Annotated in this window: 25 protein-coding genes and 1 tRNA gene; 14 read left to right on the top strand and 12 right to left on the bottom strand. The window is 64.5% G+C overall.

Annotation, left to right across the window (positions count from 1 at the left end):
* Positions 1 to 93 precede the first annotated feature (93 nt).
* Genes otsB through DV027_RS12545 form a run of 3 tightly spaced genes read left to right on the top strand, consistent with a single transcriptional unit; the run spans position 94 to position 2,705 of the window.
* A complete protein-coding gene (gene otsB / locus DV027_RS12555; RefSeq protein WP_130732312.1) occupies positions 94 to 849 on the top strand; it encodes a trehalose-phosphatase in 756 nt (251 codons plus the stop codon).
* On the top strand, positions 837 to 2,189 hold the full coding sequence (locus tag DV027_RS12550) for an alpha,alpha-trehalose-phosphate synthase (UDP-forming) (protein WP_130732310.1): 1,353 nt from the start codon (positions 837 to 839) through the stop codon (positions 2,187 to 2,189). Before otsB ends, DV027_RS12550 begins: the two co-directional genes overlap by 13 nt.
* Before the next feature lie 6 nt (positions 2,190 to 2,195).
* Positions 2,196 to 2,705, top strand: a complete 510-nt coding sequence (locus DV027_RS12545; RefSeq protein WP_130732308.1) for a disulfide bond formation protein B — start codon at positions 2,196 to 2,198, stop codon at positions 2,703 to 2,705.
* Here DV027_RS12545 and DV027_RS12540 read toward each other — a convergent pair.
* Positions 2,659 to 2,835 carry a DUF1328 domain-containing protein gene (locus tag DV027_RS12540; RefSeq protein WP_078526178.1) on the bottom strand — a complete coding sequence of 59 codons (177 nt, stop codon included), beginning with the start codon at positions 2,833 to 2,835 and terminating at the stop codon, positions 2,659 to 2,661. The genes DV027_RS12545 and DV027_RS12540 overlap by 47 nt on opposite strands.
* 160 nt (positions 2,836 to 2,995) lie before the next feature.
* Here DV027_RS12540 and DV027_RS12535 point away from each other — a divergent pair, with 160 nt between their 5' ends.
* Together DV027_RS12535 and DV027_RS12530 are read left to right on the top strand one after the other, a co-directional pair.
* Positions 2,996 to 5,056, top strand: coding sequence for an NAD(+) synthase (locus DV027_RS12535; RefSeq protein ID WP_130732306.1), 2,061 nt, complete (start codon positions 2,996 to 2,998; stop codon positions 5,054 to 5,056).
* A gap of 150 nt (positions 5,057 to 5,206) precedes the next feature.
* Positions 5,207 to 6,556, top strand: a complete 1,350-nt coding sequence (locus DV027_RS12530) for a calcium-binding protein (RefSeq protein WP_130732304.1) — start codon at positions 5,207 to 5,209, stop codon at positions 6,554 to 6,556.
* Here the strand turns inward: DV027_RS12530 and DV027_RS12525 are convergent.
* Entirely contained in the window at positions 6,546 to 6,827 is a 282-nt protein-coding gene (locus tag DV027_RS12525) for a hypothetical protein (protein WP_130732302.1), read from the bottom strand. The genes DV027_RS12530 and DV027_RS12525 overlap by 11 nt on opposite strands.
* Before the next feature lie 197 nt (positions 6,828 to 7,024).
* On the opposite strand from DV027_RS12525, the gene DV027_RS12520 reads away from it, so the two are divergent.
* Positions 7,025 to 7,294, top strand: coding sequence for an HU family DNA-binding protein (locus DV027_RS12520; RefSeq protein ID WP_010514654.1), 270 nt, complete (start codon positions 7,025 to 7,027; stop codon positions 7,292 to 7,294).
* Between the two features lie 48 nt (positions 7,295 to 7,342).
* Here DV027_RS12520 and DV027_RS12515 read toward each other — a convergent pair whose 3' ends face one another.
* Genes DV027_RS12515 through DV027_RS12505 form a run of 3 tightly spaced genes read right to left on the bottom strand, consistent with a single transcriptional unit; the run spans position 7,343 to position 10,082 of the window.
* Positions 7,343 to 7,930 (bottom strand): LutC/YkgG family protein, encoded by a 588-nt coding sequence (locus tag DV027_RS12515; RefSeq protein ID WP_130732300.1) that lies wholly within the window; start codon positions 7,928 to 7,930, stop codon positions 7,343 to 7,345.
* Complete coding sequence (locus tag DV027_RS12510; protein WP_130732298.1) at positions 7,927 to 9,342, bottom strand: lactate utilization protein B; 1,416 nt, start codon at positions 9,340 to 9,342, stop codon at positions 7,927 to 7,929. Before DV027_RS12510 ends, DV027_RS12515 begins: the two co-directional genes overlap by 4 nt.
* A complete protein-coding gene (locus DV027_RS12505) occupies positions 9,339 to 10,082 on the bottom strand; it encodes a (Fe-S)-binding protein (RefSeq protein ID WP_129551661.1) in 744 nt (247 codons plus the stop codon). Before DV027_RS12505 ends, DV027_RS12510 begins: the two co-directional genes overlap by 4 nt.
* Before the next feature lie 106 nt (positions 10,083 to 10,188).
* Between DV027_RS12505 and DV027_RS12500 the strand changes: the two genes are divergently transcribed.
* Positions 10,189 to 11,127 (top strand): LysR family transcriptional regulator, encoded by a 939-nt coding sequence (locus DV027_RS12500; RefSeq protein WP_130732296.1) that lies wholly within the window; start codon positions 10,189 to 10,191, stop codon positions 11,125 to 11,127.
* Between the two features lie 84 nt (positions 11,128 to 11,211).
* Here DV027_RS12500 and DV027_RS12495 read toward each other — a convergent pair whose 3' ends face one another.
* Together DV027_RS12495 and DV027_RS12490 are read right to left on the bottom strand one after the other, a co-directional pair.
* A complete protein-coding gene (locus DV027_RS12495) occupies positions 11,212 to 12,273 on the bottom strand; it encodes a zinc-binding metallopeptidase family protein (RefSeq protein ID WP_130732338.1) in 1,062 nt (353 codons plus the stop codon).
* Positions 12,270 to 13,181 carry a transglutaminase family protein gene (locus DV027_RS12490; RefSeq protein ID WP_130732294.1) on the bottom strand — a complete coding sequence of 304 codons (912 nt, stop codon included), beginning with the start codon at positions 13,179 to 13,181 and terminating at the stop codon, positions 12,270 to 12,272. Before DV027_RS12490 ends, DV027_RS12495 begins: the two co-directional genes overlap by 4 nt.
* A gap of 279 nt (positions 13,182 to 13,460) precedes the next feature.
* Between DV027_RS12490 and DV027_RS12485 the strand changes: the two genes are divergently transcribed.
* Together DV027_RS12485 and DV027_RS12480 are read left to right on the top strand one after the other, a co-directional pair.
* Positions 13,461 to 14,927 (top strand): circularly permuted type 2 ATP-grasp protein, encoded by a 1,467-nt coding sequence (locus DV027_RS12485; RefSeq protein ID WP_130732292.1) that lies wholly within the window; start codon positions 13,461 to 13,463, stop codon positions 14,925 to 14,927.
* Positions 14,909 to 15,943, top strand: a complete 1,035-nt coding sequence (locus DV027_RS12480) for an alpha-E domain-containing protein (protein ID WP_130732290.1) — start codon at positions 14,909 to 14,911, stop codon at positions 15,941 to 15,943. The genes DV027_RS12485 and DV027_RS12480 overlap by 19 nt, the downstream gene beginning before the upstream one ends.
* A gap of 98 nt (positions 15,944 to 16,041) precedes the next feature.
* Here DV027_RS12480 and DV027_RS12475 read toward each other — a convergent pair.
* The 5 genes from DV027_RS12475 to DV027_RS12455 all read right to left on the bottom strand — a co-directional run bounded on the left by DV027_RS12475 (position 16,042) and on the right by DV027_RS12455 (position 18,808).
* Positions 16,042 to 16,116 (bottom strand) — tRNA-Gln (locus DV027_RS12475).
* Positions 16,117 to 16,338: 222 nt separating this feature from the next.
* On the bottom strand, positions 16,339 to 16,971 hold the full coding sequence (locus DV027_RS12470; RefSeq protein ID WP_130732288.1) for a TetR family transcriptional regulator: 633 nt from the start codon (positions 16,969 to 16,971) through the stop codon (positions 16,339 to 16,341).
* Between the two features lie 57 nt (positions 16,972 to 17,028).
* Positions 17,029 to 17,865: a pyrroline-5-carboxylate reductase gene (gene proC, locus DV027_RS12465; RefSeq protein WP_130732286.1), complete on the bottom strand. Its 837-nt coding sequence runs from the start codon at positions 17,863 to 17,865 to the stop codon at positions 17,029 to 17,031.
* Positions 17,865 to 18,368, bottom strand: a complete 504-nt coding sequence (locus tag DV027_RS12460) for a type III secretion system chaperone family protein (RefSeq protein WP_061275471.1) — start codon at positions 18,366 to 18,368, stop codon at positions 17,865 to 17,867. Before DV027_RS12460 ends, proC begins: the two co-directional genes overlap by 1 nt.
* 149 nt (positions 18,369 to 18,517) lie before the next feature.
* Positions 18,518 to 18,808, bottom strand: a complete 291-nt coding sequence (locus DV027_RS12455) for an accessory factor UbiK family protein (protein WP_061275473.1) — start codon at positions 18,806 to 18,808, stop codon at positions 18,518 to 18,520.
* A gap of 162 nt (positions 18,809 to 18,970) precedes the next feature.
* On the opposite strand from DV027_RS12455, the gene rfaD reads away from it, so the two are divergent.
* The 5 genes from rfaD (at position 18,971) to DV027_RS12430 (ending at position 23,804) form a co-directional block, all read left to right on the top strand.
* Positions 18,971 to 19,951, top strand: coding sequence for an ADP-glyceromanno-heptose 6-epimerase (gene rfaD / locus DV027_RS12450; RefSeq protein ID WP_130732336.1), 981 nt, complete (start codon positions 18,971 to 18,973; stop codon positions 19,949 to 19,951).
* A gap of 48 nt (positions 19,952 to 19,999) precedes the next feature.
* On the top strand, positions 20,000 to 20,854 hold the full coding sequence (lgt, locus tag DV027_RS12445; RefSeq protein WP_130732284.1) for a prolipoprotein diacylglyceryl transferase: 855 nt from the start codon (positions 20,000 to 20,002) through the stop codon (positions 20,852 to 20,854).
* A complete protein-coding gene (locus tag DV027_RS12440) occupies positions 20,851 to 21,888 on the top strand; it encodes a class I SAM-dependent methyltransferase (RefSeq protein WP_130732282.1) in 1,038 nt (345 codons plus the stop codon). Before lgt ends, DV027_RS12440 begins: the two co-directional genes overlap by 4 nt.
* A 124-nt stretch (positions 21,889 to 22,012) precedes the next feature.
* On the top strand, positions 22,013 to 22,810 hold the full coding sequence (pgeF, locus tag DV027_RS12435; RefSeq protein WP_130732280.1) for a peptidoglycan editing factor PgeF: 798 nt from the start codon (positions 22,013 to 22,015) through the stop codon (positions 22,808 to 22,810).
* Between the two features lie 7 nt (positions 22,811 to 22,817).
* Positions 22,818 to 23,804, top strand: coding sequence for a hypothetical protein (locus DV027_RS12430; RefSeq protein WP_242621890.1), 987 nt, complete (start codon positions 22,818 to 22,820; stop codon positions 23,802 to 23,804).
* The last annotated feature ends 199 nt before the right edge of the window (positions 23,805 to 24,003 follow it).

Genomic DNA, 24,003 nt, shown 5'->3' with positions numbered 1-24,003 from the left:
ATAATTTAATTTGTGTCGTATAAATGCTGCAGCCCTGTATAGCGCGCTTGTGGGCTTGCGTATTATCCAGCTTTGCCAGAGGCTAGACCCACCATGAGCAAGACACCCTCCCTCCCTTCGCTCGATCGGCTGCCGTCTCCCGCGCGCGCGGCCTTCCTCCTGGACTTTGACGGCACGCTGGTGGATATCGCGCCCACGCCCGAATCCGTGGTCGTGGCCCCGGGCCTGCGCGACACATTGCGCCGCCTGCGTGATAAATGCGGCAACGCGCTCGCGGTCATCTCGGGCCGCCCGATCGACCAGATCGACCATTTCCTGCCAGATGTGCCCTATGCCGTGGCGGGCGAGCATGGCATCGCCATCCGCCACGCGCCGGGTCAGGCTGTGGAGCGCGCGGCGCTGCCGCCAGTGCCGAAAGCATGGATGGATGAAGCGGAGAGGCTGGCCGCGGCCCATCCCGGCGTGCGGATCGAACACAAGAAGGCGGGGCTGGTGCTGCATTACCGCGGCGCGCCCGATGCGGGTCCGGCGCTGGGCCGGATCGCGGATGAATGGGTGGACGCCACCCACGGCGCGTTCCATGTGCAGGCCGCCAAGATGGCGTGGGAAATCCGCCCCGCCGGCATCGACAAGGGCCATGCGGTCGATGCGGTGATGAAAAGCGCGCCGTTTGCGGGCCGGCTGCCCATTTTCGTGGGCGATGACGTGACCGATGAGGATGGCATGCGCGAAGCGGTCAGACTTGGTGGCGTGGGCCTGCGCATTCCCAATGATTTCCCTGACCCGGCGGCTTTCCGCGCATGGCTGGCCCAGTTGGCACAGGGGGGTGATGGCGCATGGGGCGGCTGATTATCGTATCCAACCGCGTGCCTTCCCCGCGTGAGCGCAGCCAGCCCGCCGGTGGGCTGGCGGTGGGGCTGAAAGATGCCCTGCGCGAGGGGGAATCGCTGTGGTTTGGCTGGTCGGGCAAGCAGGTGCAGCTCCATGGCGGCGACCCGGTGCCCCGGCTCGACAGGGTCGATAACGTCACCTACGCCACCATAGACCTGACCCCGCTGCAGTATGAGGGGTTCTACCAGAATTTCTCCAATGGCATCCTGTGGCCGCTGTTCCATTACCGCGTCGGGCTGATGAACTATTCCCGCACGGACTGGAAAACATATCTTGCGGTCAACGCCATGTTCGCGCGCACGCTGCTGCCCCTGCTCAAGCCTGATGATACGATCTGGGTGCATGACTACCACCTGTTCCCGCTCGGGCAGGCGTTGCGTGACCTCGGGGTGAAATGCCGCATCGGCTTCTTCCTGCATATTCCGTTCCCGCCATGGAGCCTCGTGCGCTCGCTGCCCGGCGCAGACCTTCTGCTTGAGGACATGCAGAGCTACGACCTGATTGGCGTGCAGACGCCCGAGGATGCAGAGAACCTCAACCATTCCCTCCAGGCCAACGGCCTTGCGGCGCGCGGACAGGCCTTTCCCATCGGTATCGACCCCGACGAGTTCCGCGCACAGGCTGAAAAGAGCATGGAAGGCCCGGAGGTCGAGCGGCTCGAAGGCAGCCTGCGCGGCGCCAAGCTTGTGCTGGGCGTGGACCGGCTGGATTATTCCAAGGGCCTGCCCGAGCGGTTTCGCGGCTATGAGGCGCTTCTGGCGCGCTACCCCGAGCATCGGGGCAAGGTGACCTTTCTGCAGGTCGCCCCCATCTCGCGCGGCAGCGTGGAGGAATACCGCCAGCTGCGCCGCCAGCTTGATGAACTGACCGGGCAGATCAACGGTGCCTATTCCGAATTCGACTGGACACCGATCCGCTACATCACCCGTCCGCTCCCGCGTGAGGTGCTGGCCGGGTTCTACCGCCGGGCCGAAGCCGCCCTGATCACGCCGCTGCGCGATGGCATGAACCTTGTGGCCAAGGAATACGTGGCCGCCCAGGATCCGGCCAATCCGGGCGTGCTGATCCTGTCGCATTTTGCCGGTGCCGCGCCGGAAATGGATGAGGGCATCCTGGTCAATCCCTATGACCCCGATGAGATTGCCGATGCCCTGCATGCCGCCCTGACCATGGGGCTGGCGGAGCGGCGCACGCGCTGGCAGGCGCTGGAGCAGGAAGTCAGCAGCACCACGGCCATAAGCTGGGCGGCTGATTTCCTGCAGGCGCTTGAGGCCGCACCGGTTGCGGGGCGGCCGTAACTACCCATGCGTTCAACTGCTTTATTGATGGTGCTGGCCGGGTGCGCCGCCCTTGGCGTGGCCTGGTGGAGTGAATACACGCTGGGCCATGTGCCTTGCGGGCTGTGCCTGTGGGAGCGCTGGCCCTATCGGGTGCTGGCGGGGCTGGGGCTGCTGGGGCTGGTGCTGCCGCGTGATGCGGCGCGCGGCGCGTTGTGGCTGTGCATGCCGGTGCTGCTCGTGGCGGCTTTCCTTGGCGGCCTGCATGTAGGGGTGGAGCAGGGCTGGTGGCCCAGTCCGCTGCCCGAATGCCGCGCGCCCACGTTTCATGGCGGCAGTTTCGCGCAGCGTCTGGCGTCCATGCCGCGCCGCCCGGCCAAGCCGTGCGATGCGGCAACCTATCTTGTGCCCGGCGTGCCGCTTTCCATGGCGGCGATGGGCGGGATCTACGCGCTGGCGCTGATCCCTGTCGTGCGCCGGGGGCTGCGGATCAGGGCGAAGTTCCGCGGCCGCGGCCGAAAAACAATCCAAGGATGAACAGCACGATGAAGATGAAGAAGAGCACCTTGCCGAAATAGGCAAACGTGTCCGAAATGCCGCCGAAGCCAAAAACCGCGGCGATCAGGGCGAGAACAAGGAATGTGATGGTCCAGCGTAACAGGTCCATGATCCGGTTCCTTCCGATCGATGTTGTGACAGACGCGGGCATGACATCCGCCCCTTAACAATGCGCCAGAGGGCGACGGGTTCATCGCAATACGTTATTTTGGCCCCGGCGCGGTCGCGACCCGAGCGGGGTTGCGCGCAGATCAGGCGGGAGGCAGCCCATGAAAGACAGCACGGACACGGCAGGTTTTTACAGCCTGTACCATCATGGCTTTGCCCGGGTGGCCGCCTGCACGCTGCCCGTGGTGCTGGCCGACCCGATGGAAAACGCCCGCCGCACGCAGCATGCCATTACGGCCTGCCACGAGGCGGGGGCCGTGCTGGCGGTGTTTCCCGAGCTTGGCCTGTCGGGCTACGCCATTGATGACCTGCGCCAGCAGGATGTGCTGCTTGATGGCGTGCGCGAGGCGATTGGCTGGCTGGCCGGGCAGACGGCGGGCCTGCTGCCGCTGGTGCTTGTCGGCGCGCCGCTGGCCGTGGGGGATGCGCTGTATAACTGCGCCATCGCCCTGCATGACGGGCGCGTGGTGGGCGTGGTGCCCAAATCCTACCTGCCCAATTACCGCGAGTTTTACGAGGCGCGGCAGTTCACGCCCGGCGCGGGCCTGCGCGGTGGCACGGTCACCCTTGGCGGCGAGGCCGTGCCGTTTGGCACCGACCTTCTGTTCCACGCGCCTGCGGTGCAGGGGCTGGTCGTGGCCGCCGAGATCTGCGAGGACATGTGGGTGCCGCACCCTCCGGGTGTCGATGCAGCCCTGGCCGGGGCCACGGTCATTGCCAATCTTTCAGCCAGCAACATCACGGTGGGCAAGGCGCGCACGCGCACGCTACTGTGCCAGTCGCATTCGGCGCGCTGTCTGTGCGCCTATGTTTATGCCGCGGCGGGCGAGGGCGAATCCACCACCGATGTGGCATGGGACGGCCAGACCTCGATTTTCGAAAATGGCGAGACACTGGCGCAAAGCGCGCGTTTCCCCTCGGGTCAGGTCACGCTCATGGCCGATGTGGATCTTGACCTGCTGCGACAGGAACGCCTGCGCATGGGCACCTTTGCCGATAACCGTGCCCAGGCCGCGGCAGGCACGTGGCGGCATGTCAACCTGTCCATCACCCCGCCCACAGCCGATCTGGGCTTGCTGCGCAACATTCCGCGCTTCCCCTTCGTGCCCAGTGACCCGGCACTGCTCGATCAGGACTGCTACGAGGCGTTTACCATTCAGGTCACCGCCCTCAAGCGCCGCCTGCTCGCCTCACGCGCCAAAACGCTGGTCATTGGCGTATCGGGGGGGCTGGATTCCACCCATGCGCTGCTCGTCGCCGCGCGCGCGGCAGAGGAATGCGGGCTGGGGCGGCAGGCGGTGCTGGGCTACACCATGCCCGGTTTTGGCACCACGGGCGCCACGCGCGACAACGCGCATGAACTCATGGCCGCCCTTGGCGTGCAGGCGCGCGAGATCGATATCCGCCCCGCAGCCCGCCTCATGCTCGAGCAGATGGGCCATCCCTTCGCCGCGGGCGAGGCGGTATATGACGTGACATTCGAGAACGTGCAGGCCGGCCTGCGGACCGACTTCCTGTTCCGGCTGGCCAACCAGTCGGGCGGGATCGTGATTGGCACGGGCGACCTGTCGGAACTGGCGCTAGGGTGGTGCACCTATGGCGTGGGCGACCAGATGGCGCATTACAACGTCAATGCAGGCCTGCCCAAGACCCTGATCCAGCACCTGATCCGCTGGGTCATGGCCAGCGGGCGCGAGCAGGCGCGTACCTGTACGGTGCTCGAGGCCATCCTGCGTACCGAGATCTCGCCCGAACTGGTGCCCGCCACCGCGACACAGGCGGTGCAGAGCACGGAATCGCTGATCGGGCCCTACGCGTTGCAGGACTTCACCCTGTTCCATGTGCTGCGCCATGGTTTCCGCCCCTCCAAGATCGCGTTCATGGCGCGGCATGCCTGGGGCAATGCCGCGGGCGGGGACTGGCCCCCCGGTTTCCCCGCCGAGGGCAGGCGGGCTTACACCCTGGCGGAAATACGCCACTGGCTGGAGGTGTTCCTCAACCGTTTCTTCGGGTTCAGCCAGTTCAAGCGCTCGGCCATGCCCAACGGGCCGAAGGTGGTGGCCGGTGGCGCGCTGTCGCCACGCGGTGACTGGCGCGCGCCATCGGATGGCAATGCCCGCCTGTGGCTGGAAGAACTGGAGCGGCGCGTGCCACAGGATTGATCCAGATCAATCCTGATTCCGAATTTCTTAACCCATTCCTGACAGATACGGTCCTGAAAGAATGCTTTCTCCGCCCCGCCCGGGCGGCGGGGCAGCGGATCATCTGCGGCGAGGCCGGTTCCTGCCGCCGTGAGACAAGGAACGGAATGAATGGGATACGTGACCGTAGCCGGTGCCACCGGGCTCACGCTGGGGCTTAACCAGGACACGACGGCAGTAATACAGAGCCTGCAGGATACGGCCGCCGAGAAGGCCCTTGGAGCCCTTGTTCCCTATGCGCAGGAAGAAGGTATCTCCCCCAGCGAAGTGAATTCGCTGGATGGGGAAAAAAGCGCTTCCGCCTGGGGGGCCGTGCAGGCGGCCCAGGCCCTGAATGTGGTGGCTGTGGACGGGGCGCTCAAGGATGCTTCAGGCGGCAGTATCGAAACGCTGGCCGGAGCGGGCACCTATGATGCCACTGCCGGCACGGTGGAGATTGGCAGCGAGACGGGCAGCGCGCTTGACCAGACAGTCAACATCCGCGGCGGGTCTGGCGCGACCAATGTGATGGATGGCGACGAAGGCACGGTGGTCTATGTCGGCGGGTCAGGCAGTGTAGATTATTATGCCGCTGCGGGTGACACGTTCTTTCTCAGCGGGCAGGGGCAGGATGTCATTCACACCATGGGTGGCACGGATACCATCTATGCCTATGACAGTACCCCCACCGTGACCGGTGACTGGAATGCCCCCGGTGCCGCGGCCAATACGCCCCAGCAGTTCGGCGGCACGGAGAGCACGCTCGATGTGTACAATGGCGTCGTGGTGCAGGATACCGAGTTCGATACGGTCAATACCGCGGATAGCGAGGGTTTCTTCAACAGCGGATCAGGCAACGCGGCCGTCACCATCAATGGCGGCGCGTATGACACCATCAACGCCGGCACCGCGCTGGTGGTGAGTGGCCTGGATGACAGCACGATCAACGCCAGCGGGTCGGCCACGCTGACCTTCATCAGCCCAGGCACGGCTATGCCTGTGGCCGATACCGTAACAGGCGGTAACGCCACCATTTTCGGTGCGGCCGGGGTGGAGCTGAGCGCTGCCACCAGCGGCACGACCACGTATTATGCCGGTAGTGGCAATGAAACGCTCGATGGCGGAACGGCGGGCGCGGTCTATGCCGTGGCAGGCAGTGGCAACGATATGCTTGTTGGTGGCACGGGCAACAATACGCTGGTCGGTGGCATGGGTAACGATACGCTGGTGGGCGGTAGTGGTGCGACCGAATTCGAGTTCATCAAGGGCAAGGATAGCGGCACCGACATCATTCAGGATTTTGGCAAGTCAGCCGGTAACGCCATTCTCCTGTCCGGCTATGACGCGACTCCGGCTTCCATCCAGTCCATGCTCGACCAGGCCACCATCAGCGGGGGCAATACAACCGTAAGCCTCGATGACCAGACCCAGATCACCTTCGTGGGGGTCACCGACCTCAAGGCGCAGAATTTCAAAAGCTGACACCGGGGGGCGGAATCGCCCCCCAACCAGGCTGTTGCGGCCCCTGAAGGTGGTCGCAACAGCATGCCAATGAGAGATTGTGCAAATTAAAAGAAGTTTCCGGGGAAGCTTTTTTCATAAAGCTTCGAACAACACGGCTTTTTTCAAAAAAAGAAAATTCTTGAAAATTTTTATCTTTTTTATCAATGGGTTGATTTTGAATAAATTCCTGATGATGCTTTATCGATATGAAGTTTTCACAGTGGAATAGAGCGGTGGCCAGAACTGCCATTTTGTGAATTCGGCCGGTTGTTGCTGCGTATATCAGCGATAATTTTCATGTGATAACAAAAAATTGCTGGTCTAACCTCAGTCAGCAGGTTACAAGCCGCGACCGTCCGGCCCGGTGGGGCAAACTCGCCTGTTTTCAAGACGGGTGCAGGATATTTACGAAATTCATTTCCAGCCCGGAAGGAGTAGGCAGTTCCGATGAGTAAGGCCTTCATTGCAGCCGTCATTCAGGATTCGATTGATTGCACTGGCGTCGCGGCCAATCAGGCCGCATCTGACCTGATTGCGGCCATTGTCAAGGAACTGAAGCGCGAGGGTGGTTTTACCCTGCCGTCTTTTGGCACGTTTACGGTCAAGAAGACCAAGGCCCGCAAGGCGCTCAACCCGCGCACGGGCGAGCCGGTCAAGGTCAAGGCAGGCAAGACCGTGCGCTTCAAGGCCAGCCCGAACCTGAAAAAGGCGGTCTGACCTTGTAAGGCCCGGCCCCTTCCCGCAGGGAAGGAGCCGTTCTGGCGTTCAGGTAAACCAGACCGAAAGCGAACGCACGCCCTGCGCGCCACGGATCAGCACGCCCTGAATATCCGCCGTGGCGGAGGGGCCGCTCATCAGCACGCCGTAATTGGCGGTCTTGAACTCGGGCCGCTCCTGATAGGCGGTGTGCATGTTGGCGGTCAGTTGATCGGCTGCCAGGAGCACCACGATGTGCTGGCCCAGATGGGCAAACGAGTTGATGGGCAGTTGCGCCTCGCTCAGGAAGATCGAGCCCATTTCCGCAATGCCGAAGGGCGCGCGCACCACGGTTACGTCGATGGTGGCGGCATCCTGCGGGGTCTTTACTTTCTCGACCGGTAGCGTGCCTTTTGCCTCGGGCACGTTGGAGCAGATCACCTTGGCATCGGGGTGGCGGCGCATGATGGCCTGATCGAGCGTTTCACCCTCCACCGGCTCAAGCACGTCACCACCCAGGATCCTGAGGCTGGTGATGAAGCGCTCACGGCTGGCATCAAGGTCGCCAAGGGTGGCGACCGGCGGCAGCGGATGGTTTTCCGGCGTGGGGCGGTTATTGCGCAGGGCCTGCAGGATCTCGTCGCGTGCGGTGCTCATTTCTTGGTCTCCGGTGCGGCGGCGGCGGGCTTGGCGGTCTCGCGGTTCTTGCGATACCAGTCATTGAAGGTCTGCTTGACCGGATGCGGGTTTTCGCGGTGCTTGCCCCACGGGTTGAGCCAGTTATAGAGCACGAAGCGCGGCATGGTGCTGAGCGAGACCTCGGTGGCCTTGATGGCGGCGCGGTACATCTTGGGCTGCCCCATCAGCTTGCCCGCCATGTGCATGATCTCGCGCTTGACGAACGGCATCTCGTGGTGCTGCACCAGCACGCGGCGCCATTTGTAAAGCTGCTCGTGGATGTTGATCTTGACCGGGCAGACATTGGTGCAGCTGCCGTTGAGCGTGGAGGCATAGGGCAGGGTGCTGTATTTCCGCTCGTTGAAGGTCGGGTCGATGATCGCGCCGATCGGGCCGGAATAAACCGCCCCATAGGACAGCCCGCCCGAGCGGCGATAGACCGGGCAGGTGTTCATGCACGCGCCGCAGCGGATGCATTTGAGCGAGGTCCAGAAATCTTCCATGCCCAGGCGTGCGGAACGCCCGTTATCGACCAGCACCACATGCATTTCGCCACCCTTCTGCGGGCCACGGAAATGGGTGGTGTACTGCGTGATTGGCGAGCCGAGCGCGCTGCGCGAGAGCAGGCGGATGAACACGCCCATATCCGCCATGCGTGGCACCAGGCGCTCGATGCCGATTGTCGCGATGTGCAGGTTGGGCACTGTCGCGCTCAGGTCGGCATTGCCTTCGTTGGTGCAGACCACGAAGGTGCCGGTCTCAGCCACCACGAAGTTGCCGCCGGTCATGCCCGCATCGGCATGCAGGATCACGGGGCGGGCGGCCTGGCGCTGGGCCTCGGCCAGCAGGTGCGGGTCGCGGATGTCGGGGTCGGTGTGGTAATCCTTGGCGAAGATCTTGGCCACGTCGGCCGTCAGCTTGTGCACCGCCGGCACCACGATGTGGCTGGGCAGCTGGTCATCAAGCTGCTGGATGCGCTCGCCAAGGTCGGTCTCGGTTACCGTCACGCCCTGTTTGGCAAGATAGGGCCGCATGTCACACTCTTCGGTGACCATGGACTTGCTCTTGATCAGGTTGCGCGCATTATGGGCCTTGAGGATCTCGCCCACGATGCGGTTGTGCTCCGCCCCGTCGCGCGCCCAGTGCACGTGAATGCCGTTCTTCTTGGCATTGGTCTCGAACTGCTCAAGGTATTCGGGCAGGCGCGAGAGCGTGTGTTCCTTGATGCGCGAGGCTTCCTCGCGCAGTTCCTGCCATTCGGGCAGGATATGCATCTGGGCATCACGCTTCTGGCGCATGTCCCACAGGCGTTCATCATGGAACTGCAGGTGGGGCGCATCCTCGATGAAGTGCTCCGCCGCCCTGGCGTGATTGACGGGCTTGTCGCTCATTGGGATGCTCCGTTGAGGATCTGCGCGATGTGAATGAAGCGGATCGGCACGCCCGCGCGTTCAGCGCAGCCCTGCTGGTGCATGATGCATGAGGAATCAGCCGAGACGATGTATTCAGCACCCGCCTGATGGTGGTCGCGCACCTTGTCCACGCCCATCCTGGCCGACACGGCTTCTTCCGTGACCGAGAAGGTGCCGCCGAATCCGCAGCATTCATCGGGCCGCTTTGGGGTGGCGAAGCTTATGCCCTTGACCTTGCTTAGCAGGTCCATCGGCTTGGAGAAGGGCTTTTCCCCCAGTTCCGACATGCTGGCCGTGCGCAGCGCGCGCAGCGTGCCGCAGCTGTTGTGCAGGCCTACGGTGTGGTTGAACTCGGCCCAGGGGAAGGCATCGACCTTGAGGATATCATGCAGGAATTCCACCAGCTCATAGGTGTTTTCACGCACGTGGCGGACTTCATCCGTCTGGGGAATTGCATCGAAGTTGTCACGCACATGGTGCGTGCAGCTGCCTGAAGGCATGACGATCTTGTCGTATTTGGCGAAGTTGCGCACGAACAGGGCTTCCGCCGCTGCGGCATCCGAGTTGCAGCCGGAGTTGCCCATGGGCTGGCCACAGCAGGTCTGGTCCAGCGGGTATTCGACATCCTGCCCCAGTTTTTCCAGCAGCTCCAGCGTGGCGATCCCGGCATCGGGATAGAATGCGTCGATATAACACGGAATGAACAGGCCAATTTTCATCAGGGGATACTCATCCTCAGCACGGTTGGCGCGAAACGTGGCGCATGGCATGTTATTTCGTCAAATATATATTGAAGAAGATTCCCATATATAATTTATATGGGATATGGATTTAAGGCATTTACGATATTTCGTGGCGGTTGCCGAGAACGGGAGCTTCACGCGGGCTGCAGAGCAGATAGGCATGGAACAGCCACCTCTGAGCCAGCAGATCAAGCAGCTCGAAAATGAACTGGGCGTGCTTCTGTTCCAGCGCCTGACGCGCGGCGTCAAGCTGACCGATATCGGCCTTGTGCTGCTTGACCAGGCCCGCGCGCTTTTAGGCATGCAGCAGCAGTTCATCGCGACCGCCACAGGGCTGGCGCGGGGCGAGAAGGGGCATATACGCGTGGGGCTGGCGGGTGCGGTCTCGCTGCTGCCCATGATTCCGCTGACCGTGCGTCGCTTCCGTGAAGTGTGGCCCGATGTGACCATCTACCTTGAGGAAAGCAACACCCCTGCCCTGCGCAAGGCGCTGCATGATCGCGCGATCGACATCGCCATCGTGCGCCCGCCGGTGCCTGATGGGGCGGGGCTGCTGGTCTCGCCGCTGCTGGAGGAGGAAACGGTCGTGGCCCTGCCCAAGGGGCACCCTCTGGCCGTCCACCCGCATCTGGAACTCGAGATGCTGGCCGATGAACCCTTCATCATCTTCCCGCGCGAGCTGGGGCCGGGGTTTCATGATGCCATCCTGTCCGCCTGCCACAATGCGGGCTTTACGCCGCGCATGGGCCAGCAGGCCCCGCAGATCGCCTCGACCGTGCCGCTGGTTGCGGCGGGGCTGGGGGTTTCGGTCGTGCCGCGCTCGCTGCACCAGATCCATTCCGGCGGCGTGACCTATCATTCGCTTGGTGCCAAGGCGCCGCGGGCGGAGCTGGCCATTGCCATGCGCGCGGGCCAGCATGTGCCGCTGCTGTCCAATTTCATCTCGACCCTGCGGGCATGCTGCCGCGACATGCATGCCGGAACGCAGACCATCGCGCTGGGTGAGGCTGATGGGGAATGACAAAAGTTTCTGGTGAAGCTTTTTTCAAAACGCTTCGGAAGACGTCGCCTTTTTGAAAAAAGACAACATCCGGAACCCAGCCGATTACCCCACGCGGCTCTCGCGGATCAGGTCGTGGATGAAGGAAAGCTTGCGCAGGATGTCGGGCGTGAGCACGAAGGGGTAGAAATCCGGCAGGCCCATGGAGCGGTTGAGGCTGTTGACGGCATAGGTCAGTGGCAGCCAGCCCTGCGTGATTTCGTCAAAGGTCATTTCGGTATAGGGGTCGCGCGTGACGCTGGCGCGCAGCGGCGGGGCCTGCGCGCCCCGCGCGTCGAGCGACATGCCATAGGCCCAGGCGGTCTCGAGTGTCGAGATGATGTGCAGGTAATGCGCCCATGTCTCGGCAAAGTCCTCCCACGGGTGGGAGGTGGCATACTGGCTGACATACCGCCCCCGCCATGCGGTGGTGGCGCCCGTGGCGTAATAGGTCTCGAGGCTTGCGCCATAGTCGCGCCGGTCATCGCCAAACACGGCGCGGCAGGCGGCCTGGCGGGCGGGGCCTGCGTCGCGGATGAGAACGTTCCAGTAATAATGGCCGATCTCGTGGCGGAAATGGCCGAGCAGGGTGCGGTAATATTCCCCCATTTCCAGCCGCAGGCGTTCGCGCTGGGCATCATCGGCCTCATGGATGGCGATGGTGATGATGCCATTCATGTGCCCGGTCATGGCGGGCGTGCCATCGGGCAGGCTGTCCAGAAAGTCGAACGCCAGCCCGCCCTCGGGGTCCTGCCTGCGGTTGCGCAGCGGCAGGCCCAGGCGCAGCAGGGTGTAGAACAGCCGGTGCTTGGCCACCTCCAGCTTCTGCCACCGTTCGATATTGCCGGGCACCGACAGGTTGGGAATGGTGCGGTTGAAGCTGCAGGCAATGCAGTAGGCCTGCCCCGGCTGGGCCAGCCAGTTGCATGCGCTATGGGCGTTGTTGGCGCACAGCGCGCGCGCCTGATCGGGGGCGGCGAGGGGTTTCCACAAATCGCCGCCAAGGGCATCGAGCGCGCTGAGTTCGGTCTGCTCGGGCAGGTAGCCCAGCGTGTGGCCACAGCGTTCGCAGGCCGTATTCTCGAAAAACAGGATCTGCTGACACGACTGGCAGAAAAACAGCTTCATGAAGACAGGCTCGACCGCAGCTTTGTGCATGCGGCGTGCGGGGGCAGCACGGTGGTGCGCATCGTCGCCTCGAACGTCGCCTCGCACTGGTCAAGCAGCCCGCTCACGGGGGCGGCCTGCTGCGGGCGGGGGGCCGCGGCCAGCGCCACATGCCCCTGCGCCGCCCGCAGGCCCGATGTCGTATCCAGCCCCACCCATCCTGCGCCGGGCACATGCACCTGCGTCCAGGCATGGAGTTCGCAGCCCAGTTGCCCGGGTGCGTCTCGCTCGGGCTGGAACAGGTAGCCGGACACGAAACGCGCGGCAAAGCCCAGGCGGCGCAGGACGGTAATGAGCAGCCAGGCGGTATCGCGGCATGATCCGGCACCGTGGCCCAGGGTTTCCTCGGGCGACCACACGCCAGCCTCCGGGCGGATGCGGTAGGTGATGTCGGCCGCGATGGCGCGCGTCAGGTCCATGAGCAGCTCGGCCGTGGGGCAGGGCAGGCGCGCGCGCCATTTTGCCGCCAGCGCGTCGAGATGCGGCGTGGGCGCGGTCGGGGCATCGGTCGTGGCGGGGTGCCGGTAGGCGACAAGCGACGGGCCGTCATCCACGCTCTGCGCCGTCCAGACCCGCGCGGCAGGTGCCACGACAAGGGTGCGGGGAATGATGGGCGTCTGGTCGGTGGTGAGGGTTGCGGTAATATCGAAATGAGTGACACGCTCATTGAACGTGATGCGGGCAACGCGGTTGCCAAACGGGTCATGGCACCATGCCTGCGTGCTGGGCGCGGGGCTGATGCTGAGTTCGTGCGCGAGCATGGTGGCGCAGCCGGGCAGGGGGTGCAGGCGGATGGTCTGCGGGCCGAGGTGGACAGGCCGGTCGTAGCGGTAGCGTGTGTGGTGGACCAGCATGGCACGCGCGTTCATGTAATCCTGAGCCTCGGTAAACTGTTCTGCCTGCCGTCGTGATCCCGGCGATGGTACGGTTTGGACATGGTTGGTATGCCGCCCCACGGTATCAGGATTGGCGGTGGCAGCAATATCGTATTTTTTCGGCATTTTGACCGGAAAGGGAAGGGATTGCAGATTCGTTCTTGGCAAGAGATGATTTTCTTGCTCCGCTAGTACTGGATCGAAATGAAACAGCAGGTGGGTGGACATGATTCCTTCACGCCTGATCCTCCTCCCCGCAAGCGGAGGCAGGGCATGAGTGACATGAAGATGGCGGCACAGGCCGCCGGGCTGTTCGCGACGTATGATGTCCCGGATTTTTTCTGTGAACTGCTCAACCGCAAGGACATCCCGCCCGCCGGGCTGCAGCAGGTGCGCGACCGGCTGGCCTGCTTTGACCTGGCCGAGCTGCGTCGGCGTGCTGCAGCCGTCGAGGCGCAGTTCTACCGCCTCGGCATCACGTTTACCGTCTATTCCGACCGCGAGGCGATCGATCGCGTGCTGCCGTTCGATGTCATTCCCCGCGTGCTGACAGCGCCCGAGTGGGATCATGTCGAGCGCGGCGTGCAGCAGCGCGTCAGGGCCATCAACCTGTTCCTGCATGACATCTATCACGAGCGGCGCATATTGCGTGATGGCGTGATCCCGGCCCAGCTGGTGCTGGGCAACGCCAATTACTGCCAGGCCATGGTGGGGCTGGACGTGCCCGGCGGGGTGTACGTGCACATCAACGGCACCGACCTCGTGCGCGACCGCGATGGCCGCTTTCTGGTGCTTGAGGATAACGCGCGCACGCCCTCAGGCGTGTCCTATGTGCTCGAGGACCGGCAGATGATGCTGCGCCTCATGCCCGACCTCGCCTCCGGGCTGGACCTGCGCCCGGTCGATGAATATGGCCCCCGCCTGCACCGCGCGCTGGCCGAGGTGGCGCCTGCTGGCGTGGATGACCCACAGGTGGTCCTGCTCTCGCCGGGCATCTACAACGCCGCCTATTTCGAGCATGTGTTCCTCGCGCGCGAGATGGGCATTCCGCTGGTGGAAGGGCGCGACCTGACCGTGGAGGACGGGCGGGTGTACATGCGCACCGTAGCCGGGCTGCGGCCGGTGCATTCCATCTATCGCAGGCTCAATGACGACTTCCTAGACCCCGAGGTGTTCAACCCCGACAGCCTGCTGGGCGTGCCGGGGCTGGTCGATGCCTACCGGCGCGGCAATGTCACGCTGGCCAACGCCATCGGCACCGGTGTGGCCGATGACAAGGCGGTCTATGCCTACATGCCACGCATCATCCGCTACTACCTTGATGAAGAGCCGATCCTGACCAATGTGGAGACGCATATCTGCGCCGAGCCCGAGGGGCTGGCCTATACGCTGGCCAACCTTGAGCACCTTGTGGTCAAGCCGGTGGGCGAATCGGGCGGCTACGGCCTGCTGATCGGCCCGCACGCAACCCAGGCCGAGCTGGAGGATTTTCGCGGCAGGCTGCGCGCGGACCCGGCCAATTACATCAGCCAGCCCGTCATCAGCCTGTCGGTCTCGCCCACGTTGTGCCCCGCAGGCGTCGAGGCGCGGCATGTGGACCTGCGGCCGTTTGCCGTAACCGGGCGCGAGACATGGGTGCTGCCGGGCGGCCTGTCGCGGGTGGCGCTGCGCAAGGGGTCGCTTGTGGTCAATTCCTCGCAGGGCGGCGGGGCCAAGGATACATGGGTGCTGGCGTCATGACACAGGTTTCGGTTTTTCCCACCCCGGTGCTGCCGGGCCTGCGCAACCTGCTCTCGCGCTATGCGGAAAGCACGATGTGGCTGGCGCGCTACATGGAGCGCATCGAGAACATGGCCCGGCTGATCGAGGTCACGGGCACATCGGTGCATGCCAGCAACATGGATGCGGGGTGGGATAGCGTCATCCGCATCAATGCCGATGAGGAGACGTTCTTCCTGCGCCACAAGGTGGCGACCGAGCGCACCGTGGTCGGCTTTTACATCACCGATCCCGATAATCCGGATTCGATCGTGTCCATGGCGCGGTGCGTGCGCGAAAACGCCCGCGTGCTGCGCCCGCTGATCTCGACCGAGATGTGGATGCACCTCAATGTCTTTACCCGCTGGGCCATGGACCTTGGGCCCGATGATGTGGGGGCAAGCTACCTGTCCACGCTATGCACGCGGCTCAAGCAGGAATGCCAAACCCATTTCGGCATAACCGAGGGCACGCTCTACCGCGACCAGGCATGGCTGTTCTACCTGCTGGGCAAGAACCTGGAGCGCGCGGACCAGATCACGCGGCTGATCGACATCAAATACCACACCCTGCTGCCCTGTGGCGAAGGGGTGGGGTCGGACATCGACCTGAGCCAGTGGACTTCGGTGCTGCGCTCGGCTGCTGCCTACCACGCCTTCCGCCGCGTGCTGCCCGAGGGCATGACGCCTGCCTATATCGTGGGCTTCCTGCTCAAGAATGACGGGTTTCCCCGTTCGCTCTCCACCAGCCTGCGCTGTGTTTACAGCGTGCTCGGTTCCCTGGCGGGGGAATACCGGCTGCGCCATTGCGGGCCGATTCTGGAGCGGGTGGAGGAACTGCGCGTGACATTGGCCGAACAGACGGTGGAAGACATCATCCTGCGCGGGCTGCATGAATACATGGACTGGATCCAGCGCGAACTGCGGCTGATCCAGAACGAGATCGCGGGTGCCTTCTGGCCGCCCGTGGCCTTGCAGGTGGCGGGTAATGGGCAATAGCTTCCAGGCACGCCGCCTTCTTGAAAAAAGGCGGTTTAATTTCTAGCGCCAGCACAATACGGGCCGGGCATGTCACATGCTGTTTTTCAGGAAGGAACTGGCTGGGGCGGGAGGGTTCGAACCTCCGCATGGCGGAATCAAAATCCGCTGCCTTACCACTTGGCTACGCCCCAACAGGCAAACGCTCCGCGATTCGCGTGGCGTGATGCTGTTCTAATATCTCAGGCGCGGTTTGAAAAGTCTGCCTGCAAAACATCGCGCCCATCGGAAAGAAGTTTTTGGTGAAGCTTTTTTCAAAAAGCTTCAAAAGCACGTCGCCTTTTTGAAAAAAGACGGCACCCAAAAACTTTTATTCTGTTTTACCAGTATGTTGTTTTTAACAGCGCCCTGACACGTCAGGCTGAAGGTTCAAGCGGCAGGTCCACCAGCGGGTCGGTGTCGTGGCCTGCGGGTGCCGTGGGTTCGCTGGGCTCAGGCCCGAAGGAGACGAAGCGGCCCGCGCGTTTGAGCGCCTCCTCCAGTGCCGCCATGGTCTGGCCCATGTCGGTGCTGTCATCGCGGTCCCATGTGCGCAGGGTCAGGGTCCATACGCCCACCAGCGCCTGCAGGCGCAGCGCCCCGGCAAGGCCGGTGGTGTCGACGCCTGCGGCGGTGGCGATCCACTGCATGCTTTCCAGCGTGGCGCCACCGAGCAGCACGGCCAGAACAGGGTCGGTGGGCAGGGCGCGCAGCACGCTGCGCACGCCCTCACGGTATTGCTGGAACACATCGAGCCTGCGCATGAGCATGTCGAACAGTTTGTCGCGCACGCTGCCTTCCGTCCCGTCTTCCACCAGTGCTGATTCATCGGCCAGGCGCCCGAGCATGAACAGCAGCCCGGTCTTGCATGCAAAGCGCTTGCGTGCGGTCTCGAGGCTCAGCCCGGCATCACGCGCGGCATCAACGACCGTGGTGCGCCGCCATCCGTGCGAACCGGCACGCTCCAGCGCGGAGCGGAGAAGGGTGGCGTCAAACAGGTCGTTATCCATGGAGGGTCTGATCTTCCGGGTTGGGGATGGAAATGGTGGCCGCAAGCTGCCGCTGTATCATGAAACGGGCTGCGGGCCTGACAGTTCACGCGCGCGCCGTGCGGCGGCGGCAAGGGCTGTCTCGAGCGTGGCGGGCCAGGCATCGGGCGCCATCAGCACCGCAAGGGCCTGCTGTGTCGTGCCGCCGGGGCTGGTCACGTTCTGGCGCAGGGTGGCGGCATCAAGCCCGCTGGCCTGCATGAGCGCGCCGGAGCCTGCCACCGTCTGGCGCGCGATCTGGCGGGCAAGGGGGGCGGGCAGGCCGTGCTCGATGCCCACCTGCTCGAGCAGTTCGGCAAGCAGGAACACATAGGCCGGCCCACTGCCTGAAATGGCGGTGACCATGTCCATCTGGTCTTCATGGTCGATCCAGGCCACTTCGCCCACGGCGCTCATCAGGCGCGCGCAAAGCCTGCGGTCGGCCGGGGTTGCGGGTGGCGGGGCGTAACACACCGTCATGCCCTGCCCGATGGCGCTGGGCGTGTTGGGCATGGCGCGGATCACGGCAGGCGGCGGGCTGCCTGCGGGCAGGCAGGCACTCAGGGCCGAACTCAGGCTCCCCACCGTGCGGCCTGCCAGCACGGACAGAACGGGGGCGTGGGCGGCGAAGGGGGCGAGGGCGGGCAGCACCGCGTCCACCTTCTGGGGCTTGGTGGCCAGCACGATCATGCCGGGGCGGAAACTGGCGGGAACCGCGTCGAGGCTGCGCACGAGCTGATGCGGCGGCGGCACCGAGTCGCGATGGCGATCGACGATGAAGGAAGGGGCAAGCCCCTCCTTCAGCCAGCCATCGAACATGGCCCCCCCCATCTTGCCGCAGCCAATGAGGAGCAGCGGCGGAAGGAGTTCGCCCATTACGCCATCCCCGCGCAGTCAAGCATGGCCGCCTCGAGGGCTTCGGCCGGTTTCTTGCCGCCCCACAGCACGAACTGGAAGGCAGGGTAGAATCGCTCGCATTCCGTCAGGGCGATGTCGATCATGTCCTCAAGGCTTTCCATCGAGGCCCCGCGCGAGCCGCGCAGCAGCACCGCGTGGCGGAATACGGGCGTGCCGTGGTCAAGATCCATGCCGAAATGGCCGATCCACAGCCGCTCATTCGCCAGCGCCACGAGTTCGAACAGGTTGCGGCGCTGCTCGGGCGGCACCTTGAGGTCGAACGTGCAGGTAAAGTGCATGGCGTTCACCTCTTCCGACCAGCAGAAGAACAGGCCGTAATCACACCATTTGCCCGGTGCCTCGGCTGCCATTTCCGAATCGCTGCGGCGCTCGAAGTTCCAGTCGTAGCCGCCCACGATCTGTTCCATCTGGTCGAGCGGGTTTGTATTACGAGAGGTGGTGATCTGAGTCAGAGCAGGCATGTGGCACTCCCCGAAGCCGTCGTGGAGGAGATCCGGCCGTGACGCCGGATTCCGTGTCTCTGCAACCCGGTCCGTGTCCTGTTGCGGGGAATCAGGGCGCGGACCGTCCTGTTACACTATGGCCCGCAGGCACTGGCTGCAAGCCTCGTTCAGCTACCGGCATGCGGGGTGGGGGTGGTCAGGCTGGCTTCCAGGTCGGATACGCGCTCTTCAAGGCGGGCGATGCGGTTTTCCATCTCGCCCTGTGCCAGGCGCGCGCGGGTCGCGACTTCGCGCACCACTTCAAATTCATCGCGGCGCACGAGGTTCAGGCTGCCGAGTGTTTCATCCACGCGGGCACGGACCATGGCGCCGATTTCCTCGCGCACGCCAGCAAGGGCGGAGAACGCGCCGCCGGCCACACCGGCAAGGTCATCAAAAATGCGGGGCCTGTCGGACATAGTGGATACTCCATGACGTTCCGCGCCGCCACCGTGACCCGGCTGCCGCGCGAAGGGGAAAGGCGCTACTATAGACACATTGCCGCCTCAGGGCTATCCGCACGATTGTGGCGGCCATCGTGTGCCGCAATCAATGTGCAGGCAGCAGCGGGGTGCGGAGCAGTGATCGTGATTACGGGGGGCGCGGGCTTTATCGGCTCGTGCATGCAGCAGGCCCTGCACGCGCGCGGGGTCGACACGGTCGTGGTGGACTGGCTGGGGAGTGCTGGCAAATGGCGCAACCTGCGCCACCATGCCCCCGTGCAGGTCGTGGCCCCCGAGGCGCTTGAGGGGTGGCTGGCCACCCGGCCCGATGTGTCGGCGGTGGTGCATCTCGGTGCGATCAGCGAGACCACGGCAACCGATGGCGACCTCGTGTGGCGCACCAACGTTGATCTGTCATGCCGCCTGGCGCAGTGGTGCGCGCATGAGGGCGTGCGCTTCATCTATGCCTCATCAGCCGCGACCTATGGGGCGGCCGACAAGGTCGAGCAGTTCAGCGATGACCCGGCGGGGCTGGACCGGCTCAGCCCGCTCAACCTGTATGGCTGGTCCAAGCAGGCGTTCGACCAGATTTTGCACCGCCGTCTGGGCCGTGGCGAGCTGTCGGGCCTTTCATGGGCGGGGCTGAAGTTTTTCAATGTCTATGGCCCCAACGAATACCACAAGGGGCGCATGATCTCGGTGGTGAAGGTCAAGTATGACGAGGCGCGGGCAGGCGGGCCGCTCACGCTGTTCCGCTCCGACGTGCCGGGCCTGGCCGATGGCGCGCAGGCGCGTGACTTCATCTGGGTGGGGGATGTGGTCAATGTCATGCTGTGGCTGCTGGACCATACGAATGTGTGCGGACTGTTCAACTGCGGCACCGGCATTGCGCGCACCTATGCCGACCTTGCGCATGCGGTGTGCGATGCGGCGGGTGTTGCGCCCAGGATCGAGTTCATCGACATGCCGCAATCCCTGCGCGGGCAGTACCAGTCCTTTACCTGTGCCGACATGCGCAGGCTGCGGGCTGCGGGCTACAGCCATCCCTTCACCACGCTGGAGGATGGCGTGCGGCGCTACGTGCACGACTATCTTGCCACCCCCGATCCCTATCTCTAGGCATCGGGTGCTGCCCCTGCTCCTTTCCTGATTACTGAAAGTCGGCCCATGCTGCCTGTTCTGGTCTTTCCGCAGTTTGATCCGGTAATGGTCCATTTCGGGCCGTTCGCCATACGCTGGTACGCCATGGCCTATATCGTGGCGCTGGTGGCGGGGTGGCGCATTGCCCGCCGCCTCGCAGCCCTCGCACCCCGGGCCGCCACGGCGCTGCAGGTCGATGACTTCCTGACATGGGCCACGCTGGGCGTGGTGCTGGGTGGGCGGCTTGGCTACATCCTGTTCTACCAGCCCGGCTATTACCTCACGCACCCGCTGGCCATATTGCAGGTGTGGCATGGGGGCATGTCGTTCCATGGGGGGGCTGCGGGCGTGATCATTGCGCTGATTGCATTCACGCGGCTCAACGGTCTGAGCTTCCTGGCCTTTTCCGACCGGATCACCACGGTGGTGCCCATCGGGCTGGGGCTGGGGCGCATCGCCAACTTCATCAATGGCGAACTGTGGGGCCGCCCCGCTTCGCCCTCGCTGCCCTGGGCCATGATCTTTCCCGATGCCGGGCCGGAGCCGCGCCATCCATCCGAACTTTATGAAGCCTTTGCCGAGGGGCTTTTGCTGTTCACCCTGCTGTGGTGCGTCTCGCGCAGCCTGAAGGTGCGCCAGCACCCTGGTTTCATTGCCGGGCTGTTCCTGTTTGGCTACGCGGTGGCGCGCACGGTGTGCGAATGCTTCCGTGAGCCCGATGCGTTCATCGGCTTCCTGCCCTTTGGCGTGACCATGGGGCAGGTCCTGTGCGTGCCCATGGCCATTGGCGGGCTGGGTCTGATGCTTAATGCGTATATGCGCCCCGCCCGCACCGTGGTGATGGCGGAACCGGCGGAAGATGACGCCGGGGCCAAGGCATGACCGGGCAGCCCGAACGGCTGGACCACTTCATGGCGCGGGCCAACGCGGCCTATTACGCAGGCCGCGACCCGTTTGCCGATTTTACGACCTCGCCTGAAATCTCGCAGATGTTCGGTGAATTGCTGGGCGCGTGGGTGGCCGTGGTGTGGGGGCAGCTTGGCCGCCCCGCCTCCTTCGTGCTGGCCGAGGCCGGTCCGGGGCGGGGCACGCTCATGGCCGATGCCCTGCGCCTGCTGCGCAGCATTGCCCCCGCCTGCCACGAAGCGGCACAGGTGCACCTGATCGAGACCTCGCCCCGCCTGCGCGCCTGCCAGAACGCGGCCCTGAAGGCGGCCACGCCCAACCCGGTCAACTGGCATGATGGATTGGCCAGCCTGCCCGAGGGGCCTCTGGTCCTGCTGGCCAACGAGTTTGTGGATGCGCTGCCCATCCGCCAGTTCGTGCGCCACGGGCAGGGCTGGGCGGAGCGCTTTGTGCAGGCGGGGCGGTTTGTGGAGCAGGCGGCTGTCCTGCCATCCGGGCACCCGGCTTGTGCGCGGTCCGTTCCCGAGGGCTGCGTGCTGGAAACCTGCCAGCCCGCGCTCGATTTTGTCCGTAACCTTGCCGCCCGCCTGCAACGCGGGCGCGGGGCGGCGCTGCTGATTGATTACGGTTATGACGCCCCGGCCTGGGGTGACAGCCTGCAGGCGCTACGGGCGGGCCAGCCTGTCGACCCGCTATGCGGCCCCGGCACGGCGGACCTGACCGCCCATGTCGATTTTGCCAGCATGGCGCAGGCGGCTTGCGGGATGGATGCATGGGGGAGTGTGGAGCAGGGCGATTTCCTTGCAGCCCTCGGGCTGGGCGCGCGCTGTGAGCAGCTTGCGCGCGCGGCACCCGACCAGGCACACGACATCAGGGCGGCGGCAAGGCGGCTGGCCGCACCTGAGCTGATGGGGCGGCTGTTTCGCGTGCTGGGGCTGTCGGTGGGGGTGGCGGGTCTCCTGCCGGGTTTTGCGGGATTGCGCGAGGATCGCTCCCCGCAGTCAGCATAGGGAAGTTTTTGGTGAAGCTTTTTTTTCAAAAGCTTCAGGGGGCGCTGCCTTTTTGGAAAAGGGTGGCACCCGGAAACTTTTATGACTTTAAGCCAGCCCGTCAGGGGTAAAGGGAAAAACAGTGATGACGGATAGCGCGATCACGGATGCGCAGGTGGTGCGGGCCCCGGCCCCGGCCCTTGAAGGCATGCGGCATGGATTTTTCACCCGCCTTGGCGGGGTCTCCACCGGGCCCTATGCCACGCTCAACTGCTCGACCCGCTCCGCTGATGACCCCCGCGCCTTGCACGAGAACCGCCGCCGCGTGGCGCGGTATGTCGGTGTCGCGCCCGACCATCTTCTGGGCCTGACACAGGTGCATGGCGACCGGGTGCTCACGGCAACAGCTCCCTGGCCCGCAGGGGCCGGGCCGGAGGGCGATGCGCTGGTCACCGCCACGCCCGGCCTGGCGCTGGGCGTGATTACGGCGGATTGCGCGCCGATTCTGTTCAGTAATGCGCAGGGCACGGTGGTGGGCGCGGCCCATGCGGGCTGGCGGGGCGCGTGTGGCGGCATTATCGAGGCCACGGTGGCGGCAATGGGCGCGCTGGGCTGCGCCGCAGGTGAGATCACCGCTGTGGTCGGTCCCTGTATTGCGCCGGGCAGCTACGAGGTCGGGCCGGACATGCGCAGTGCCGTGCTGGCGTGTGATGAAACGGCTGGCGCGTTTTTCCGCCCGGCTGGGCGGGCAGGGCATTTCATGTTCGACCTGCCGGGTTTCTGCGTCATGCGCCTTGAGCGGTGCGGGGTGGGATCCGCCGTGGCGCTTGGCCTCGACACGCTGCGTGATGAGGCGCAGTTTTTCAGCCATCGTCGCCGCACGCTGGCAGGGGGTGGGCCGATCGGGCACCAGATTTCCGTTATCGCCTGCCGGGCGGTATAAGGGGGCCATGATGTCAGACGTTCTTGCCCGCCGGTCGGGCGCGCTCGCGGCCCTTGTGGGGCTTTCCCTGCTGGGTGGCTGCGTGGATGTGCCGCACCCCTTCCGCCATGATGGCTCCGGCGCGCAGCCCCCCACCGCGCGGCTGGCCGTGCCGGTTTCCAGTGCATCGGGCACGGATGAGGCCGGCGCGCAGGCCTGGCAGCATGCCATGGTCGAGGCCATGCTCGCGCAGTCGGTGCCCGCCCTGGGCCAGCCCGCCAAGCCGGGTGACTGGTGGCTGAAAATGACCACCACGGCGCAGGGTGACACGGTCATTCCCACCTATGCCGTCATGACCCCCAAGGGCGAGGAACGCGGCCATATGAGCGGCGCCGCGGTGCCCGCGGCGCAATGGCAGGCAACGGACGGGCAGGCTGAGACCCGCTCGGCGCAGGAGGTGGCCCCCGGGGTTGCCGAACTGCTGACCGGCATCCAGGCCGCCCAGATGCAGAAAGACCCCAACAGCCTCAAGAATCGCCCCGCCCATGTCTATTTCGCGGGCGTGCAGGGCGCGCCGGGCGATGGCGACCGCGCATTGGCCCGCGCCTTTACAGCCGCCTTCCCCGATGCGCATGAAGACCTGCGGCATGCGGCGACGGGCGCGGATTACACGGTGCGCTGCACCGTGGTGCTTAATGATGCGGTGACCACTACATCCACCACGCCGCAGCAGCATATCGTGCTGACATGGAAGGTGCTCGACGCACAGGGCACCGAAGCCGGTGCTGCCACCCAGATTCATGACATCGCGGCCCATTCGCTGGATTCCCGCTGGGGCGATGTGGCCGTGGCCGCTGCCGATGAGGCGGCAGGGGCCGTGCGCCAGATCATCACCCGCTATTCCGGCCGCGAAAACGCGCCGCTTGCCGCCGATGGCACCCTGCCCGCGCCAGGCAGCGCACCGGCTCCAGCCCCGGCGGCCAGCGCATCTTCCGCGGCTCCTGCGCAGCCCTGAATTTGAATGGGTCTTTAAAAAACAAGGCCCTGATAAAAAATAATAAAAGTTTCCGGGTGCTGCCTTTTCTCAAAAAAGGTGGCGTTCTGGCGCGGCCTGTAGAAAAAAGCGGCCCTGCTGCCCGGCAGGCCACAAGGGTGTGACGGATCGGCAACGGGGGGCAGACGTGCAGGTTTGCAGACCCTTAGGCAGGTGACAG

The organism is Komagataeibacter xylinus, assembly GCF_004302915.1.
GTDB classification, from domain to species: Bacteria; Pseudomonadota; Alphaproteobacteria; order Acetobacterales; family Acetobacteraceae; genus Komagataeibacter; species Komagataeibacter xylinus_C.
This window is presented reverse-complemented; position numbering and strand designations above follow the sequence as displayed.